Origin of the sequence: Ventrimonas sp. (assembly GCF_048380235.1) — a bacterium.
Classification (GTDB): Bacteria; Bacillota; Clostridia; order Lachnospirales; family Lachnospiraceae; genus Brotaphodocola.
Genome location: NZ_DBFCCJ010000010.1, coordinates 40,310 through 55,725 on the forward strand (window position 1 = coordinate 40,310; position 15,416 = coordinate 55,725).

A 15,416-nucleotide genomic window follows, 5' to 3' on the forward strand; every position below is an offset into this window, starting at 1 on the left:
GTGCAGACCGTGAAGCAGCAGGAAAGTGGTTCACGGGAAAAGACAGGCGGATCGCAGAAACGACCATGTGAAACCGCAGACAGGAGCATATCATGAGTGAAGGAAAAGACAGACTGCTGGCGCAGATGAAAGATGCAGAGGGTGCAGTATATGTGCTGATATCTGGATTTACAAAGGAACCGTATGTAGAATGTGATAAAGAAACCTACGATGATAAAGTGTTTGTATATATGGAGGAAGAGGCTGCCAAGGCTAAGGCAGAGGCACTGAAGGAAGAGAAGATTCCGGTTGGAGCAGCAAAGATTCTTTCCGGCCATATGCTGTTGTTCTTTACCAACCTTTATACTATGGGAGTCAATGCACTGGAAATCCATTATGAGGATAAGGTTGATCTGATCCAGATTGATGAATTCGCAAAGCGCAGAGAAGATCCGCAGCTGGAAGAAGGTAAGCAGTGGATCGAAAATCCGCAGCTTCATCTGACAGCCCTGTATTTTGCGCAGGAAGTGCGCAGACCGAAAGAGGTTCAGGATGAGAAGCGCATGGCGCAGCTCCAGGAGGAGATGGCAGCTGATTTTATGAAGAGCAGATTTATCTTTGCGCTTCAGCAGGATGGCAAGGGAACTCCGCTGGTTAAGCTGAATACCGGAGACAAATATCAGCTGGTATTCACTGATGCAGTGGAATTCAGCCGGTTCAACCGTAATAAGGCATTTAAGCCGGTCATTGTAGATGCGGCACAGCTGCCGAAGGTACTGGACAGAGAGGCAAAGGGCGTGGTGCTCAACATTATGGGTGTGAACCTTCCGCTTGCGGTAAACCGTCCGGCTCCGGCTCCGCAGGATCCGGCAGCAAGAGCACAGGCAGCCGCAGACCAGGCTATTGCAGCCGCAGCATCCGCAGCTCTTCAGCGGCAGGCAGCAGAAAAGAAAAACAGCGAAGAAGCATAAGGTTTGCTTTTTTACTAAAAACGTAAGAAAACCGTCAGGCGCATACGCTTGACGGTTTTTCTGACTGTCTCTATAATGGGAGTTACGATTGCTGTGAAAACGGATTTTGCCGGCCTGAATGAGGCTGGCGCAATGGAAGATACGCAGAACGTGTGTCAGGAGGATGAAATTATGAAAAAAAGCTGGAGACGGAATGTGAAACGTATGGTGCTTGCCGCAGGCTTTACGCTTGCCCTGTCCTGCACAGCCTATGCAGATGAAACAACCTTTGTGGCCGGAACGTCGGTAAACGGGCTTGGCATCAGCAATATGACGGTAGAGCAGGCCACTCAGCATATTGCAGATTTTTACGCCAGCGATTATAAGCTTACCATAAAGGAAAAGGGAGGAAAAACAGAAGTGATCTCCGGACCGGAGATCGGGTATTCCGTGGGTCTGCCGGAGGGCTGCCTGCAGCAGATCCTGGATCAGCAGAATGCATCCGGACGGATTTCCGGACCGGATGCGGACAATAAGCACCGCGCGGACATGACTGGCAGTTTTGACAGCGCGGCGCTGGATGCAAAGATCGGAAGTCTGAATGCGATTGGCGGAAGCAGTATTGTCACAACGGCAGATGCCTATGTCTCCGGTTATCAGGAAGGCCAGCCCTTTACCATTGTTCCGGAAGTGCGGGGAAATAACGTAGACCGGGAAAAGACCGCGCAGGTTATCCGGGATGCGGCAGCAAGAGGAGAGACTGAGGTGGATCTCGAAGCAGCCGGCTGTTATTACACGCCGTCTGTGACAAAAGATGATGAAACCTTAAAAAATCTTTGCGATACCATGAACCGGTGCCGCGAGATGACGGTTACATACACCTTTGGCGAGCAGAGCGAGGTACTGGATCCTGCAACCATCTGCTCCTGGATCACAGGAAGCGCAGAAGGGCAGATCCAGCTGAATATGGATCAGGTGAATGCCTATGTACAGACTCTGGCATCGAAGTACGATACGGCCGGAACTGCACGTACCTTTCACACCGCTACTGGACGGGATGTCAGCGTGACAGGCCCGTTTGGCTGGAAGATTGACCAGGCAGGAGAGGCGCAGGCCCTTGCAGATGTAATCCGCGCCGCCCAGTCCCAGAGCCGGGAACCTGTCTATGCTTCCAGGGCAGTGGACCGCAGTGCGGCAGAATGGGGCAGTACCTATGTGGAGACAGATCTTACCGCGCAGCATGTCTATATGATAAAGGATGGCGCCGTAGTCTGGGATGCGCCTTGTGTGACCGGAAATGTTTCCAAGAATTACACAACGCCGCCGGGACTTTACAGCCTTACCTACAAGCAGCGTGACCGCATCCTGCGCGGGCAGAAGAAGGCAGACGGCAAGTATGAATATGAAACGCCGGTATCGTACTGGATGCCGTTCAATTGCGGAATCGGTTTTCACGATGCAAACTGGCGCAGTAAGTTTGGCGGAGCAATTTATCAGACCAGCGGAAGCCATGGCTGTGTCAATCTGCCGCCGGCCAAGGCAGCAGCTCTTTATGACCTGGTGTACACAGGAATTCCGGTAATCTGCTATAACTAAGCAGAAACAGCGGCCATCCGGCAGATGAAACGGCCGGATGGCACCAAGTGATATGATAGATAAAAGGAAAAGGAAGGATATGGAAACAGGAAATCAGCGGGAAGGCTATGGCCGCAGCCGCGGAAAGTGGAGCAGAAAGAAGGAGAGAGAAAAACAGAAGGAACAGCAGAGGGAACATCTGGATCTTTTGAATCCGGAAAAGGAAACTCCGGAAAAACAGGAAGAAAAGAACGCCGGCAGAAAAATTGCCGTAGCAGTCGGGGGAACAGTCCTGACGGCGGTTGTGGCTGCTGGCGCTGTTTATGTGGGAATGGGACAGAAATACAAGCGGGTATACTTCCCCAATACTACCATAAACGGTCTGGATGTATCCGGCCTGACCCCGGACGAGGTCAAAAAGCAGATCACGGATGAGACCAGCGGTTATACGATGATACTTCAGGAGCGGGGCGGGGAAAACGAAGCCATCCGGGGCAGCGACATTGATCTGCATCCGGAATTTGATGGAACACTGGAGAAAATCCTGGAGAATCAGAGTCCGCTTGCATGGGGCTTTCATATCGGCCGTTATGTGGATTATACCATTGATACCATGGCGGTTTTTGATGATACAAAGCTTTCGGCAGTGGTTTCCGGGCTGAAGTGTCTGACCCCGGAGCGGGACGTGGCACCACAGAACGCCTACATATCCAACTACATTTCCGGTACAGGATATGAGATCGTCCCGGAGGAGCAGGGGGCAAGTCCGGATCCGCAGCTGCTTTCCGATGCAGTAAAGAATGCAATTTTAAATTTCCAGGAGAATCTTTCCCTGGAGGATGCGCAGGTTTATGAGAAACCGCAGATTACAGCAGAAAGTGAAGCGCTGAACACAGAGCTTGCGGCCTGGAATAAATATGTGCACACCACAGTCACCTATCGCTTTGGAAGCCGGAATGAGGTGCTGGACGGTGAGAAGATCCACACCTGGCTTGTGAGTGACGGACAGGGCGGTGTTTCGCTGGATGAATCGAAAATTGGCGAGTATGTGTCCTGGCTGGGCCAGACCTACAATACGGCCTACAAGCCCAAAAGCCTGAAGACATCCTACGGGCAGCAGACGGTTACCATCAGCAAGAGTGTATACGGATGGAAAATCAACCAGAAGGAAGAAACTGAAGCATTAAAACAACTCCTTCTTTCCTGTGAGAGCCAGGAGCGGGAGCCGGTCTACAGCCAGACAGCAGCTGTGCATGATGGAAATGATTACGGAAATACCTATGTGGAGATCAATCTGACAGCCCAGCATTTGTTTTTTTATAAGGAAGGAAAGCTTGTGGTAGAGTCAGATTTTGTGTCCGGCAATGAGTCCCGGGGATGGAGTACTCCTGCAGGAGCATATCCGCTGACCTATAAGCAGCGCAACGCTACCTTAAAGGGGCAAAACTACGCGACACCGGTTTCTTACTGGATGCCATTTAACGGCGGCATTGGTATGCATGATGCCTACTGGCGTTCCAGCTTTGGCGGAAAAATTTACAAAACCAATGGTTCTCATGGCTGCATCAATCTGCCGCCGGCAGTGGCAAAAACGGTTTATGAGAATATTTCTGCCGGTATGCCGGTGCTCTGCTATCATCTGCAGGGCTCTGAAAGCGGTACAACCAGCACCACAGCCCAGAATGGCGGCGCGTCAGCAGCTGAGACGAAGCCACAGCCGACTCAGCAGGCACAGACGAATACGGAGAGCGGACAGGGAAGCACGCATGAGACTGCGTCCAGTCATCCGGGCAGCACTTCCAAGCCATCTGCGGCAACTCAGCCACATACAGCGGCACAGTCCACTACGGCAGCAGCTCAGCCAACTACAGCAGCTCAGCCGACCACGGCAGCGTCCCAGCCGGCTACAGCGGCATCCTCCGGCAATGGTTCCGCCCAGGCATATCCGGGACAGAACAGCTCAACTCCACCGTCTTCTTCCGGCAGTGCATCTTCCGGCGGTCCGGGTTCCGGATCCGGTGGGACCCAGAGTACTCCGGGTGGTCCCGGCAATACACAGGGAAGTCCATCCGGCCCCGGCGTGAGCAGCGCACCCGGAAGCTCCCAGATGCCGGGCCCGGGAGCTTCATAAAAATAGCATCACGAGTGGATAAGATTAGTCCTTAACAAAATAAAGCAATTGACAAAGACACAGACGGGTTGTATGATAAAACAAGCTTAAAAACCAAGAATATACGTGAAAAAGAAAGCAAAGGAGCCTTCAAACAAGGGGCTTCTTTACTTTTTTGCGGAATGAGGAGGAAACATTATGAAAAAGAATGCAAAGAAACTGATGGCAGCCGCTATGGCAGCCCTGATGGCAGCATCCATGACCGCATGCGGCGGAAGCAAGACTGAGACTACCTCAGCAGCAGACACCACTGCGGCAGATGCGGCAGAGACCACCGCAGCAGGAGCAGCCGAGGCTGCAAAAGACGGCGAGAAGAAGGTTCTGAAGGTAGCTATGGAGTGTGCATATGCACCGTACAACTGGACCCAGCCGGATGATTCCAACGGTGCGGTTCCGATCGCAGACAGCAACGAATACGCTTACGGCTATGATGTTATGATGGCAAAGAAAATCTGTGAGGCGTTAGGTTATGATCTGCAGATCGTCCGTCTTGACTGGGATTCCCTGATTCCGGCACTTCAGTCCGGTCAGGCTGACTGTGTCATTGCAGGCCAGTCCATCACACAGGAGCGTCTTCAGGCTGTAGACTTCTCTGAGCCGTACTACTACGCAACCATCGTTACTCTGGTAAAAAAAGACAGCAACTATGCAGATGCAACCAGCGTTGCAGATCTGGCAGGTGCAACCTGTACCTCCCAGCAGAGCACCATCTGGTATCAGAACTGCCTGCCGCAGATCCCGGATGCAAATATTCTGGCTGCAACCGCAAGCGCACCGGATATGCTCATGTCCTTAAATGCGGGCAAGTGTGATCTGGTCGTAACCGACCAGCCGACCGGTAAGGGTGCACTGGTTGCTTATCCGGATTTCAAAATGCTTGAGTTTGGCGGTGGTGATAAGGACTTCCAGGTCAGCGATGAGGATATCAACATCGGTATTTCCATGAAGAAGGGCAACACAGAGTTAAAAGAAGCCATCGACAGCGTCCTCACCAAGATGACCAAAGATGATTTCTCAGCCATGATGGACGAGGCAATTTCCGTTCAGCCGCTGGCTAACTAATCAAGGTTCTATGTGGGCGCACCGTCAGGCGCGCCTGCTTAAACTACAGTTTTCAGATTTAGAGGAGAAAGTATTATGCCAACAGACTTTTTCGGCCGTGTGATGGTCGTATTCCAGAGATACGGAATGTCTATGCTGCAGGGTGCCGGAGTCAGTCTCCGAATTGCACTGGTTGGTACCATTGTGGGCTGTATCATTGGTTTTGCAGTGGGTATCGTGCAGACGATTCCGGTTGAGGCAAAAGACAACCCGATCAAAAAAGGTGTTTTGTGGGTGATCAAGCTCATTATGAATGCCTACGTGGAATTTTTCCGCGGTACCCCGATGATGGCGCAGGCCATGTTCATTTACTATGGTATGCTTCCGCTTTTAGGCTTAAACTTAAGCATGTGGCAGGCAGCCTACTTCATTCTGTCCATCAATACCGGTGCCTATATGGCTGAGACAGTCCGCGGCGGTATCCTTTCTATTGATCTGGGTCAGACTGAGGGCGCAAAGGCCATCGGCATGACCCATGTACAGACCATGCTTTACGTTATTCTGCCGCAGGCACTCAGAAACATCATGCCGCAGATCGGCAACAACCTGATCATCAACATCAAGGACAGCTGCGTGCTTTCCGTGATCGGTGTGGCAGAGCTGCTTTACAAGACAAAATCCGCAGCAGGCGCCCTGTACATGAACTTTGAGACCTACACCATCACTATGATCGTGTATTTCATCATGACCTTTACCTGCTCCCGTATCCTGCGGTGGCTGGAGAACCGCATGGACGGTTCTGACAACTATGATCTGGCAACCACGGACACCCTGGCACATACCAGCGGCATGTACCGTTATGAAGAGAAAAAGAAGGAGGAAGAGTAACGATGGCAGAGAATCATGTACTGGAAATTCGTCATTTAAGCAAATCCTTCGGCAAGCATGTGGTTCTGCGTGATATTGACTTTACAGTAGACACAGGCGATGTAACCTGTATCATCGGTGCGTCAGGCTCCGGCAAGTCTACCCTGCTGCGCTGCGTCAACATGCTGGAGACTCCGACCACCGGAGAAATTCTTTATCATGAGAAGGACATCACTGATAAGGGTGTGAATGTCCCAGCATACCGCTCTAAGGTGGGCATGGTGTTCCAGAGCTTCAACCTGTTTAATAACCTGACCGTTCTGGAAAACTGCATGATCGGCCAGACCAAGGTGTTAAAGCGTTCCAAGGAGGAAGCAAAGAAAAATGCCATGAAATATCTGGAAAAGGTAGGCATGGCACCGTACATTAACGCAAAGCCGAAGCAGATCTCCGGCGGACAGAAGCAGCGTGTGGCCATCGCCCGCGCCCTGGCTATGGAGCCGGAGGTGCTGCTGTTCGATGAGCCGACCTCTGCGTTGGATCCGCAGATGGTTGGCGAGGTACTGGCTGTTATGCGCACCCTGGCAAAGGAAGGCATCACCATGATTATCGTGACTCATGAGATGGCCTTTGCCCGCGATGTCTCCAACCATGTGGTATTCATGGCAGACGGAGTCATTGAGGAGGAGGGAACACCGGCAGATATCTTTGGCAATCCGCAGAAGGCAAAGACCAAAGAGTTCTTAAGCAGATTTATTCAGGGCTAAAAAGGTCCGGAAGGCGGTCTTATTCACTTCCTGCTGTACTGGCTATGCCAGGATAATAAATAACGCAGTCAGAACGTTACTGACGAAAGCCTGTAATCCGGTTTTTATCTAATCGTAGCGTTCTGGCTGCGTTTTCTTATCTGCCGTTGTTCCTCACAACTCTGCTGTTTTTTTAAAATAAATTTTCTTTTGCTGCAACATTTCTCATGCCTCATCTGTATATAGGATAGAACGGCATAAAAAGTAAAAACAGCCGTGAAAAATTCAGAATGCAGAGGAGAATAAGATTATGCTGAGAAAGATGAACAATCGTGTGTGTGGAGTGATGTTGGCGGCCATGATGGCAGCGGCAGTTTCCGCGACAGCCTGTGGAGGGCAGGGCAGCACTGGAAAGACAGTGACGGCACAGCATCCCGAAGATTTTGTGGGTATGCCGAATCCGTTTACAGACAATGCTACGTTGGAAGAAGCAGAGGAATATGCCGGCTTTTCTCCCATGGCAGAACTTTCCCAGGTACTCGGCTTTTCCGTCCCGGAGGTAAAAAACATTCCATTTGAAGTGACCAGCACCGTGTATACAAATGGCTGGAATGAATTCGCCCAGGTGGAATACCAGGGGAAAAGCCAGGATGAAGCAGTGCTGTTTCGCAAAGCCAGAGGAACGGATGATATTTCCGGTGACTACAATACTTATTCGGATGTAAAGGAAGTTACCGTAAAGGAAGTGTCTGTGACATTAAAAGGCGATGACGGGCAGTATAAGCTGGCTATCTGGCAGCAGGACGGATTTGCATATTCACTGAATTATGAACCGGGTGGAAGTCAGGCTGTGTTTGTAGAGATGATCCAGAGTGTTCAGTAAATTTTTGTAGACACATGGTTGACACCATATATGACACCACATATAATGAGTGTAGGAGGTATTGAAAATGTCAAAGTGGGATAAACTGATAGCGCGGATATGCACTTTGTCAAAAGACCTCCGATTTGACGAATTGCGGAAGGTATTGGAGAGTTATGGATATGAAATGTATGCCCCAAGGAGCGGAAGCAGTCATTACACATTCAGAAAAGCAGGCTGTATGCCAATTACGATACCGAAGCATGAACCAATCAAGAAAGTATATGTAGAAATGGTAAGGCAGATTGTAGAAAGTGAGGCGAAGAATGATGAAGACGCTGAATGATTATATGGCTATGTCTTATCGCATGGAAATTGTAGAAGATAAAGACGAAGGTGGATTTGTAGTTTCTTATCCAGACTTGCCAGGATGTATTACATGTGGCGAAACGGTAGAACAGGCGGTTGCAAATGCTCAGGATGCCAAAAAAGCATGGCTTGAGGCGGCCTTGGAAGATGGAGCTGAGATTCATGAGCCAGATAGTCTTGAAGGTTATTCGGGACAGTTTAAATTAAGGATTCCGCGCAGTCTGCACAGGTCACTGGCAGAACATTCTCAGAGAGAGGGAATCAGTATGAATCAGTATTGTGTGTACCTGCTATCAAAAAATGATGCAGTATTTTCAAAATAAAAGTATCAAACAAGGCACATGGAAGTCTGACAGAAGATTTCTGTATGCCTTGTTTGCGTTTTATTGTATTTATGTTTGCGCCAGCTTCCCGGACACCACATCCACCATCCACACCAGCAGGATCAGTCCCAGAAGGATTGCTCCGGCCCTTGACCAGTCATATTTGTTCATGGCAAAGATCAGCGGGGCACCGATGCCGCCGGCACCCACCAGGCCCAGCACCGATGCTTCGCGGATATTGACATCAAAACGGTAAAGAACGGCGGAACCAAATGCAGGAGCAATCTGCGGAAGCACGGCATGGCGGATGGCCGCCAGAGGGGAAACACCCATGGCGATGAGTGCCCGGTACGGACCAGGATCCAGCATATCCAGACATTCGGTGAAGCGTTTGGTCAGAAGTCCGATGCTACACATGGCCAGGGTCAGCACTCCGGTGAAGGCACCGGGACCGGATACCCGGATGAAGATCAGCCCGTAGATCAGAAACGGGATGGAGCGGATGGCAATCACCAGCAGGCGGAAAACTGCGCATACCGGAGCCGGGACAAACCGGCGGGTGCCGCAAAAAGCAAACGGAACAGCCAGGAGCGCACCAATTCCGGTTCCCACAATGGAAATGCAGACGGTCTCAAATAACAGGTAAAAGAGGCCGTCTTTTTTAGTGGAAAAGAAAAATGTCCAATCGGCCTGCAAGAGACCGCTCACCATGCTTTTTAAGGTACCGGGGCTGGTGTGGGAAAAGTCCGGCGGTGTCTGGAGTGCGAGACAGACACAAAATATCAGGAGTGTTCCTAAGCCAAGCAGCAGGAGATGCTGTTTTCGTTTAGGACCGGATGTGATTTCTGTCAGGAATTCTCTTCGTATCAGCGCAGACAGATAACGGCTGATGGCTTCAATGACACAGACCGTCAGAAACAAAACCAGAAGGATGGCACCGACCTTCTGAAATTCCCGCCAGGAAATCTTTTCATTCAGGATCAGGCCGATGCCGCCAGCACCGACATAACCCAGGATGGAGCTCTGCCGTACGTTAGTCTCCAGCAGATACAGGGAATTGGTCAGATAGGAGGGCAGAATTTCCGGCAGGACCGCATGGATAAAGGCCGGAAACGAGGCACAGCCCATGGAGCGGAGTGACCGGTAGGCAGCGGTGCATGCTGCGTCTGCATCTTCGTAGGTTAGCTTTGTCATGATGGCAAAGGTGTAAAGGGTAATGGCGAAGGTGCCCGCAAAGGTGCCAAGCCCGAATAAAAAGGTGGCAAGCAGCGCCAGTACAAGAGCCGGGAAGGAGCGCAGCACCTGGATCACAAGACGGATCAGGCGGCGCAAAGCGGTTGGAAACTGAAGAGAAACCGCACCGAAAGGAGCTGTCAGAAGTCCCAGAACTGATCCGAGAATGGTTCCGCAGACAGACATCTGCAGGGTGTAAAAAAGTGGTGTCAGGACCTTGGGAAGATAGGAAAGATCCGGCCGGATCATGTCGGAAACCAGGTCAGAAAGATGGTTTTTCCGCGCAAAAAAAAGCGCCGGCTCGCAGCCGGTGAAGGCTGCAGCGGCGAAGAAAACAGCCAGAAGGAGGAGCCAGCCGGACAGACGATATGCAGTTTTTCGATTGTGCCGTGTGGTCTGAAGCATAGAATAAACCCTTTGGAACTGCCCTGTGTGTGGAGGCGGTTCCCCTTTCTGAATGTGGTGATTTGCCTGGGAAATCAGGCGTCTTTCTCATAGATGCAATGGATCATAGTCTCATCCAGTTGCTCCGGTTTCCCGTCAAAGGCCACGCTTCCGTCTTTTAACCCGATAATCCGGTCAGAAAACTCCAGGGAAAGCTCCAGATTGTGGCTGTTCATCAGAATGGTGACACCTTCCGTTTCCTGGATTTCTTTTAAAAGCTCTAAAATCTGATGACCGGTGACCGGGTCCAGGGATGCGGCCGGTTCGTCTGCCAGCAGAATTTTTGGATGCCGCATCAGGGCGCGGGCGATGGCCACACGCTGTTTCTGGCCGCCGGACAGTGACTTGACCGGTTCTTCCGCTTTTTCGGAGAGTCCGACCCGGTCCAGAAGTTTTAAGGCTTCTTTGCGGCGCTCATGTCCGTAGAGACCGAACACAGCGGGAAACAGCGCCATATCCGGCAGACAGGCGGTAAGGACATTATTCAGGCAGGTGGAATTTTCTACGAGACAGAAATCCTGGTAGATGGTGCCGATCAAGCGGCGGACCTGCTTTTGCTCCCGTTTTGTCATGGCGGAATAAGCGGTTCCATCAATCAAAAGCGCACCGGATGTTGGTGTATCCATGCCGTTTAAGATGCGAAACAGCGTAGTTTTTCCGGCACCGGACGGGCCGATCACGGATACGAATTCTCCCTGGGACACGGAAAGATTTACGTTTTTCAGGGCTACGGTCCCGCCGGGAAATTGCTTCCCGGAATTCTGTAATGTGAGTTCCATAGAAAATACCTGCCTGTGTTTTGTCCGTGACTGTGCGCAAACAGGACAGCCACGCTTTTCTGTTAGTTGAGAGACTTTAACAGCTCCTGTGCGGCGCGCTCACCATCGTAGTTGGCATCATCGCCCCACTCATAGCCAATCTGGCTGAATACACTAAAGATTTCTTTCCCTTCGTCAGTTTCTGCCAGCTCAATAAAGGAATCTCCCAGTGCCTTGCGGAAATCCTCATCCTGCATCAGCTCGGAGTTTTTACTGTAGGCGATCATATCGTTGTAAATCGGTTCGGTAACACCAATGATGCCGGTCTGATTTACCATCTCATCGGTTCCGCCCAGCTTTTCCTTCCAGTCTTTGGCATTTTTGGTACGGATGTGTCCGAAGGAAACCATGACATCAGCCTGTCCGGAGGCAAGGCGTGCCAGGGACGTGGTGTAGGAGTCAGACTGAACGGCATTGTCCAGATCGGCGATGGTTTTTCCGTAACGCTCCTGCAGCCACAGAGACGGATAGATGTAGCCGGACGCGGAGGTTGGTCCCATGACAGCCCAGGTTGCGCTGTTTAAGTCATCCCAGGTCAGCTCTTCACCATTGTTGACCTTTGCGAGCAGCTCCTGGCCTTTTGCACTTGGTCCGGCCAGAATGATGGAGCGGTAGTAGGTGCTCATGGCATCGGTGTTTTCCTCAATGGTACCGTCGTTCCAGCCCTTTGGATCCTCAGAATCCTTGTTGATGGCGTAGCGAAGGGCGGTCAGAAGCACATCACAGTCATCGGAGAACAGCACATAGTTTCCGCCGGAGATGAAGCCGATGTCCGCGCTTCCTGCGCTTAAGGCCTCACCGACGGCGGTGTAGCTGGTGCCAACCGTCATGTCAATGTCAGCTACATCATACCCTTTGGTCAGAAGCTCTTCTTTTAACAGATTCTCTAACGGCTCCGTTGCGGTGGTAATGGTATCCGCGTCAGCGTAAGGGGAAAATGCGATCTTTAAGGAATCCACGGCTTTCGGCTCGGTGGATTCTGTAGATTCAGAAGCTGCGCTCTCAGAGCCGTTTGCGGCAGTTGTCTCTGTGGCAGAAGTTTCAGGAGCGGATGTCTTGGAAGAACATCCGGTGACAAGTCCCAGGCAGAGTGCCAGGGAAAGTGCTGGTACAACAAATTTTTTCATAAAATAATACCTCCAATGGCCCGTTTCGGGCAGAATAAATTTGTGCGCACAGGCGCGATATTCTGCTGAAAGCGTTTCGGATTTGCTTCATCTGCGGGAGAAATCCTGCAAAATGAAAAAGGGCATGCCGCAGCATGCCTGAACGAGACCTTCAGACAGAATGCTGACAGCCCGTATCTGGACAGAGTACGGACAGGGGACGGTCGATCCTTTCTGGGATCCTCTCAGCCCGGAACACGGACTCCCTCGCAATCTGGTTTTCGTCATCGTAATAAATGTTTTTTGTTTCGGTTCATGCAGCGCAAAAACCGTACCGTTCTGATCGTAATGTCAGGGAGCTCCCCCTCACATTGCATTCCGTTAACCGATAAGGATTGTAGCACAGAAAGCAGAAAAAAACAAGGGAAGAACACCCTGGAAAAGCATGCGGACGCGTAACAGAAATGTAAGAAAAGGGTAAGCTTGGTGTTCTTGCGGAGGGGGGAACATTTTATATAATAAAAATAGAAAGAATGGATGTTTAGTCGTACCAGTGAAAATACGGAACTGTTACGAAAAGAGAAAACAGAGGGTGAAAGCGGAAGGAGGCGATTTTATGAAACAGACAAAACACATCTGGTGGACATTTTCTCCCTGGGAGGCAGACGCGCTGCGTCAGTATCTGGAACAGTTGGCCCTGGAGGGCTGGTATCCGGAAAGCATTGGCACAATCGGCATGAAATGCCGCCTGGGTGAACCGGAAAAGCGCCGTTATGCGGCGATGCTGGCACCGAAGACCTCCGTACTGACTGGGGTGGATTCCTGGGACGCCGGAAAATTCCGGGAACGCTGTGAAGCCGCCGGATGGAAGCTTCAGTGCAGTGGTACAAACTGGCAGATTTTTTATACTACGGATGAAACGTTGGAGCTTACAGAGGAAATGAGTGACGCAAACCAGTTTTTGATTCAGAAAGCCCTGGTATTTGGCTGGTCCACCCGTATTTTCTATCCGCTGATTGTGGTACTGGAGTGCTGGCTGGTGTATCAGTACTTTCAGAATCCGGGAAAGCTGTTTACCGATCCCTGGATGCTGTTTTCCATGACCCTTAGTCTGGTGCTTATCTTTTCTTATGGGATTCCCTATGTGCATCTGCTTCGCTGGGTGCGGGACAGTGCGTGCATGTTAAAAGAAGAAGGTCATCTTCCGGTTATGGATTTAAAGAAACGACTGCGAAGCAAAAAACGACTGGTGATCTTGCTTGGAGTGCTGATTTCTGTGTCACTTGCCATTGCATTTTCCCTTTCCATCCGCATGGTTGTCACCACGGTAATATCCAGCCTGATTATCCTGGGAAGCGTATATCTGGTGCTTTACTGGCTCCGGAAGCATGGAAGCGGCGATTCCTGCGAAAACTGGATCGGTTACCTGGTCGGCGTGACTGTGCTCTGCATGATTCTGGTGCCGCTGTCCGGGGCAGTGATCGATCATCTGTGCGGGAACGAGGAGATAAATGAAAACCGGAAACAGACTGCATTTGCCAGTTATCAGAACAATGATATTCAGGTGGACAGGGGTGGAAATCAGGTGGTTGTGACGGTTTACAAAAGCCGCTTCTCCTGGATTATTCAGAAGACAAGAACGTGCTATCCGAAGAATATGTCCAGATGGTGGGATGTGACGGAGTTGGAAGTGCCGGAAGCGTTAAGCGCACTGCCGGACGGTGTGAGCATTTCCTGGTATCGGTACAACATACGCAAAGAGGATGAAAAAGAAAAAACGGAATCGCAGGAAGTGATAACAGCAGACAGGAAAACCGTGGAGGAATTGCAGAAGGAACAGAATGCTGTGCCGGAAGCGGAGGAAGCGCCGGAAATTGTACTGGATGAGCTGATCTTAAGTGATAACAACCGCCTGGTCATTCTGGATTACGGCGGAGGAACCGATGCGTCCAGCGTGGAAGAGGCGCTGTATGGATTTCTGGAACCGCTGCTGAAGCAATAGAACCGAAATTAGATGAATAGAGGGCCAGTGCAGGTGTGAAAATCTGTTCTGGCCTTCTGTTATCATGAATCAACATCTGCAGGAATGCAGATAAAATCCAGATTATCCCGTGCACATTGTCCGGGGGAGATACGGCGGCCGGTTTTGGGACAGAAAAGGTCACGGCCGGGCTCCAGAAAGATCAGATCACCCTTCTGGAAGGTTCCGTCAGTGCAGGATTTGGTGACAAGATAAGGCCTGTCCGGCGTCAGAGAGAGACGCTGGATCGTATCTTTCAAAAGTGCTCCTTTTTTCAGCAGTTCATCCCAGGATAATAGTTTTTTATCAGAAGAATTTGGCTTATCCGAAGTGGATTCGTATTTCATTTGGATGATCTCCCTCAATAATTTTATCCTACTTTATCATACTTTATCCTACTTAACAATATCAAATCCGCCTTCATGCTATAGTACAAAAAAGTTTGCGAACACTGTGAACCGTACAAAAGTGAAGGAGGATAACGGCATGAGACCGCTAAAAGGGAAAGTCAGCATCACGCTGGACAGCGACATCATACAGACGATCAAAGATTACGCAGAAGAAGATGACCGCTCATTCAGCCAGTACATCAATATGGTATTGAAGGAATATATAAGCAGGCGAAGCAGGACTGATGAAACATAGTCTTGCGGGTGCCTGCTTTTTATTATACAACGAAAATACGATATGGCAAGGCGGAAAAACCATATTGCCCATATATAGACAATATAAAAATTTGAGTTACAAAGCTGAATAAAGGTTCGGAAGTGAAAGAGACCGTCTTCCTCTATTTTCACATATCGTTGTTTGCTTGCTCTCGCTAACACGCGTTCGCCTGTGTCGGATTAACATCCGCCACATTCGGACGTGTGTGCTCAAGATGCAAACACCTGATATGTTGAAAATCCCGGAA

General features: G+C 50.5%; 15 protein-coding genes. 11 read left to right on the forward strand and 4 right to left on the reverse strand.

The genetic code is table 11. The annotated features are described in order from the left end of the window. Nucleotides 1-92: 92 nt before the first annotated feature. From ACMP1L_RS01555 to ACMP1L_RS01595, 9 genes are all read left to right on the forward strand, one after another. Nucleotides 93-950 carry an SseB family protein gene (locus tag ACMP1L_RS01555; protein ID WP_118733836.1) on the forward strand — a complete coding sequence of 286 codons (858 nt, stop codon included), beginning with the start codon at nucleotides 93-95 and terminating at the stop codon, nucleotides 948-950. Between the two features lie 171 nt (nucleotides 951-1,121). Then, nucleotides 1,122-2,525 (forward strand): L,D-transpeptidase family protein, encoded by a 1,404-nt coding sequence (locus tag ACMP1L_RS01560; RefSeq protein ID WP_418451817.1) that lies wholly within the window; start codon nucleotides 1,122-1,124, stop codon nucleotides 2,523-2,525. Between the two features lie 79 nt (nucleotides 2,526-2,604). Next, complete coding sequence (locus tag ACMP1L_RS01565; RefSeq protein WP_418451818.1) at nucleotides 2,605-4,635, forward strand: L,D-transpeptidase family protein; 2,031 nt, start codon at nucleotides 2,605-2,607, stop codon at nucleotides 4,633-4,635. A gap of 177 nt (nucleotides 4,636-4,812) precedes the next feature. Beyond that, nucleotides 4,813-5,736 carry a transporter substrate-binding domain-containing protein gene (locus tag ACMP1L_RS01570; RefSeq protein ID WP_418451819.1) on the forward strand — a complete coding sequence of 308 codons (924 nt, stop codon included), beginning with the start codon at nucleotides 4,813-4,815 and terminating at the stop codon, nucleotides 5,734-5,736. 75 nt (nucleotides 5,737-5,811) lie between these two features. Beyond that, complete coding sequence (locus ACMP1L_RS01575; RefSeq protein WP_118733839.1) at nucleotides 5,812-6,603, forward strand: amino acid ABC transporter permease; 792 nt, start codon at nucleotides 5,812-5,814, stop codon at nucleotides 6,601-6,603. 2 nt (nucleotides 6,604-6,605) lie between these two features. Continuing rightward, the gene (locus ACMP1L_RS01580; protein ID WP_177303766.1) at nucleotides 6,606-7,349 is read left to right on the forward strand and encodes an amino acid ABC transporter ATP-binding protein; all 744 of its coding nucleotides are present in this window, start codon (nucleotides 6,606-6,608) and stop codon (nucleotides 7,347-7,349) included. 289 nt (nucleotides 7,350-7,638) lie between these two features. After that, nucleotides 7,639-8,211 carry a hypothetical protein gene (locus tag ACMP1L_RS01585; protein WP_118733841.1) on the forward strand — a complete coding sequence of 191 codons (573 nt, stop codon included), beginning with the start codon at nucleotides 7,639-7,641 and terminating at the stop codon, nucleotides 8,209-8,211. Between the two features lie 67 nt (nucleotides 8,212-8,278). Further along, the gene (locus ACMP1L_RS01590) at nucleotides 8,279-8,536 is read left to right on the forward strand and encodes a type II toxin-antitoxin system HicA family toxin (protein WP_118733842.1); all 258 of its coding nucleotides are present in this window, start codon (nucleotides 8,279-8,281) and stop codon (nucleotides 8,534-8,536) included. Then, the gene (locus tag ACMP1L_RS01595; RefSeq protein WP_118733843.1) at nucleotides 8,520-8,882 is read left to right on the forward strand and encodes a type II toxin-antitoxin system HicB family antitoxin; all 363 of its coding nucleotides are present in this window, start codon (nucleotides 8,520-8,522) and stop codon (nucleotides 8,880-8,882) included. Before ACMP1L_RS01590 ends, ACMP1L_RS01595 begins: the two co-directional genes overlap by 17 nt. A 69-nt stretch (nucleotides 8,883-8,951) precedes the next feature. On the opposite strand, the gene phnE is transcribed toward ACMP1L_RS01595, so the two are convergent. The 3 genes from phnE to ACMP1L_RS01610 all read right to left on the reverse strand — a co-directional run bounded on the left by phnE (nucleotide 8,952) and on the right by ACMP1L_RS01610 (nucleotide 12,504). Then, the gene (gene phnE / locus ACMP1L_RS01600; RefSeq protein ID WP_418451820.1) at nucleotides 8,952-10,520 is read right to left on the reverse strand and encodes a phosphonate ABC transporter, permease protein PhnE; all 1,569 of its coding nucleotides are present in this window, start codon (nucleotides 10,518-10,520) and stop codon (nucleotides 8,952-8,954) included. Between the two features lie 74 nt (nucleotides 10,521-10,594). Next, the gene (gene phnC / locus ACMP1L_RS01605; RefSeq protein WP_418451821.1) at nucleotides 10,595-11,338 is read right to left on the reverse strand and encodes a phosphonate ABC transporter ATP-binding protein; all 744 of its coding nucleotides are present in this window, start codon (nucleotides 11,336-11,338) and stop codon (nucleotides 10,595-10,597) included. A 62-nt stretch (nucleotides 11,339-11,400) separates the two neighbouring features. After that, complete coding sequence (locus ACMP1L_RS01610) at nucleotides 11,401-12,504, reverse strand: PhnD/SsuA/transferrin family substrate-binding protein (protein ID WP_418451822.1); 1,104 nt, start codon at nucleotides 12,502-12,504, stop codon at nucleotides 11,401-11,403. A gap of 595 nt (nucleotides 12,505-13,099) precedes the next feature. Between ACMP1L_RS01610 and ACMP1L_RS01615 the strand changes: the two genes are divergently transcribed. After that, the gene (locus tag ACMP1L_RS01615; RefSeq protein ID WP_418451823.1) at nucleotides 13,100-14,485 is read left to right on the forward strand and encodes a hypothetical protein; all 1,386 of its coding nucleotides are present in this window, start codon (nucleotides 13,100-13,102) and stop codon (nucleotides 14,483-14,485) included. Between the two features lie 62 nt (nucleotides 14,486-14,547). Here the strand turns inward: ACMP1L_RS01615 and ACMP1L_RS01620 are convergent, their stop codons facing one another. After that, nucleotides 14,548-14,850: a hypothetical protein gene (locus tag ACMP1L_RS01620; RefSeq protein WP_118733848.1), complete on the reverse strand. Its 303-nt coding sequence runs from the start codon at nucleotides 14,848-14,850 to the stop codon at nucleotides 14,548-14,550. Nucleotides 14,851-14,989: 139 nt separating this feature from the next. Here ACMP1L_RS01620 and ACMP1L_RS01625 point away from each other — a divergent pair, with 139 nt between their 5' ends. Beyond that, the gene (locus ACMP1L_RS01625) at nucleotides 14,990-15,148 is read left to right on the forward strand and encodes a DUF6364 family protein (RefSeq protein ID WP_118733849.1); all 159 of its coding nucleotides are present in this window, start codon (nucleotides 14,990-14,992) and stop codon (nucleotides 15,146-15,148) included. Nucleotides 15,149-15,416 lie beyond the last annotated feature (268 nt).

What these genes read in the sequence shown, in the direction of transcription:
- ACMP1L_RS01580 (WP_177303766.1), top strand. Translation starts at nt 6,606, where the DNA reads ATGGCAGAGAATCATGTACTGGAAATTCGTCATTTAAGCAAATCCTTC.
- phnC (WP_418451821.1), bottom strand. Translation starts at nt 11,338, where the DNA reads ATGGAACTCACATTACAGAATTCCGGGAAGCAATTTCCCGGCGGGACC.
- ACMP1L_RS01570 (WP_418451819.1), top strand. Translation starts at nt 4,813, where the DNA reads ATGAAAAAGAATGCAAAGAAACTGATGGCAGCCGCTATGGCAGCCCTG.
- phnE (WP_418451820.1), bottom strand. Translation starts at nt 10,520, where the DNA reads ATGCTTCAGACCACACGGCACAATCGAAAAACTGCATATCGTCTGTCC.
- ACMP1L_RS01590 (WP_118733842.1), top strand. Translation starts at nt 8,279, where the DNA reads ATGTCAAAGTGGGATAAACTGATAGCGCGGATATGCACTTTGTCAAAA.
- ACMP1L_RS01620 (WP_118733848.1), bottom strand. Translation starts at nt 14,850, where the DNA reads ATGAAATACGAATCCACTTCGGATAAGCCAAATTCTTCTGATAAAAAA.
- ACMP1L_RS01595 (WP_118733843.1), top strand. Translation starts at nt 8,520, where the DNA reads ATGAAGACGCTGAATGATTATATGGCTATGTCTTATCGCATGGAAATT.
- ACMP1L_RS01555 (WP_118733836.1), top strand. Translation starts at nt 93, where the DNA reads ATGAGTGAAGGAAAAGACAGACTGCTGGCGCAGATGAAAGATGCAGAG.
- ACMP1L_RS01560 (WP_418451817.1), top strand. Translation starts at nt 1,122, where the DNA reads ATGAAAAAAAGCTGGAGACGGAATGTGAAACGTATGGTGCTTGCCGCA.
- ACMP1L_RS01575 (WP_118733839.1), top strand. Translation starts at nt 5,812, where the DNA reads ATGCCAACAGACTTTTTCGGCCGTGTGATGGTCGTATTCCAGAGATAC.
- ACMP1L_RS01615 (WP_418451823.1), top strand. Translation starts at nt 13,100, where the DNA reads ATGAAACAGACAAAACACATCTGGTGGACATTTTCTCCCTGGGAGGCA.
- ACMP1L_RS01565 (WP_418451818.1), top strand. Translation starts at nt 2,605, where the DNA reads ATGGAAACAGGAAATCAGCGGGAAGGCTATGGCCGCAGCCGCGGAAAG.
- ACMP1L_RS01610 (WP_418451822.1), bottom strand. Translation starts at nt 12,504, where the DNA reads ATGAAAAAATTTGTTGTACCAGCACTTTCCCTGGCACTCTGCCTGGGA.
- ACMP1L_RS01625 (WP_118733849.1), top strand. Translation starts at nt 14,990, where the DNA reads ATGAGACCGCTAAAAGGGAAAGTCAGCATCACGCTGGACAGCGACATC.
- ACMP1L_RS01585 (WP_118733841.1), top strand. Translation starts at nt 7,639, where the DNA reads ATGCTGAGAAAGATGAACAATCGTGTGTGTGGAGTGATGTTGGCGGCC.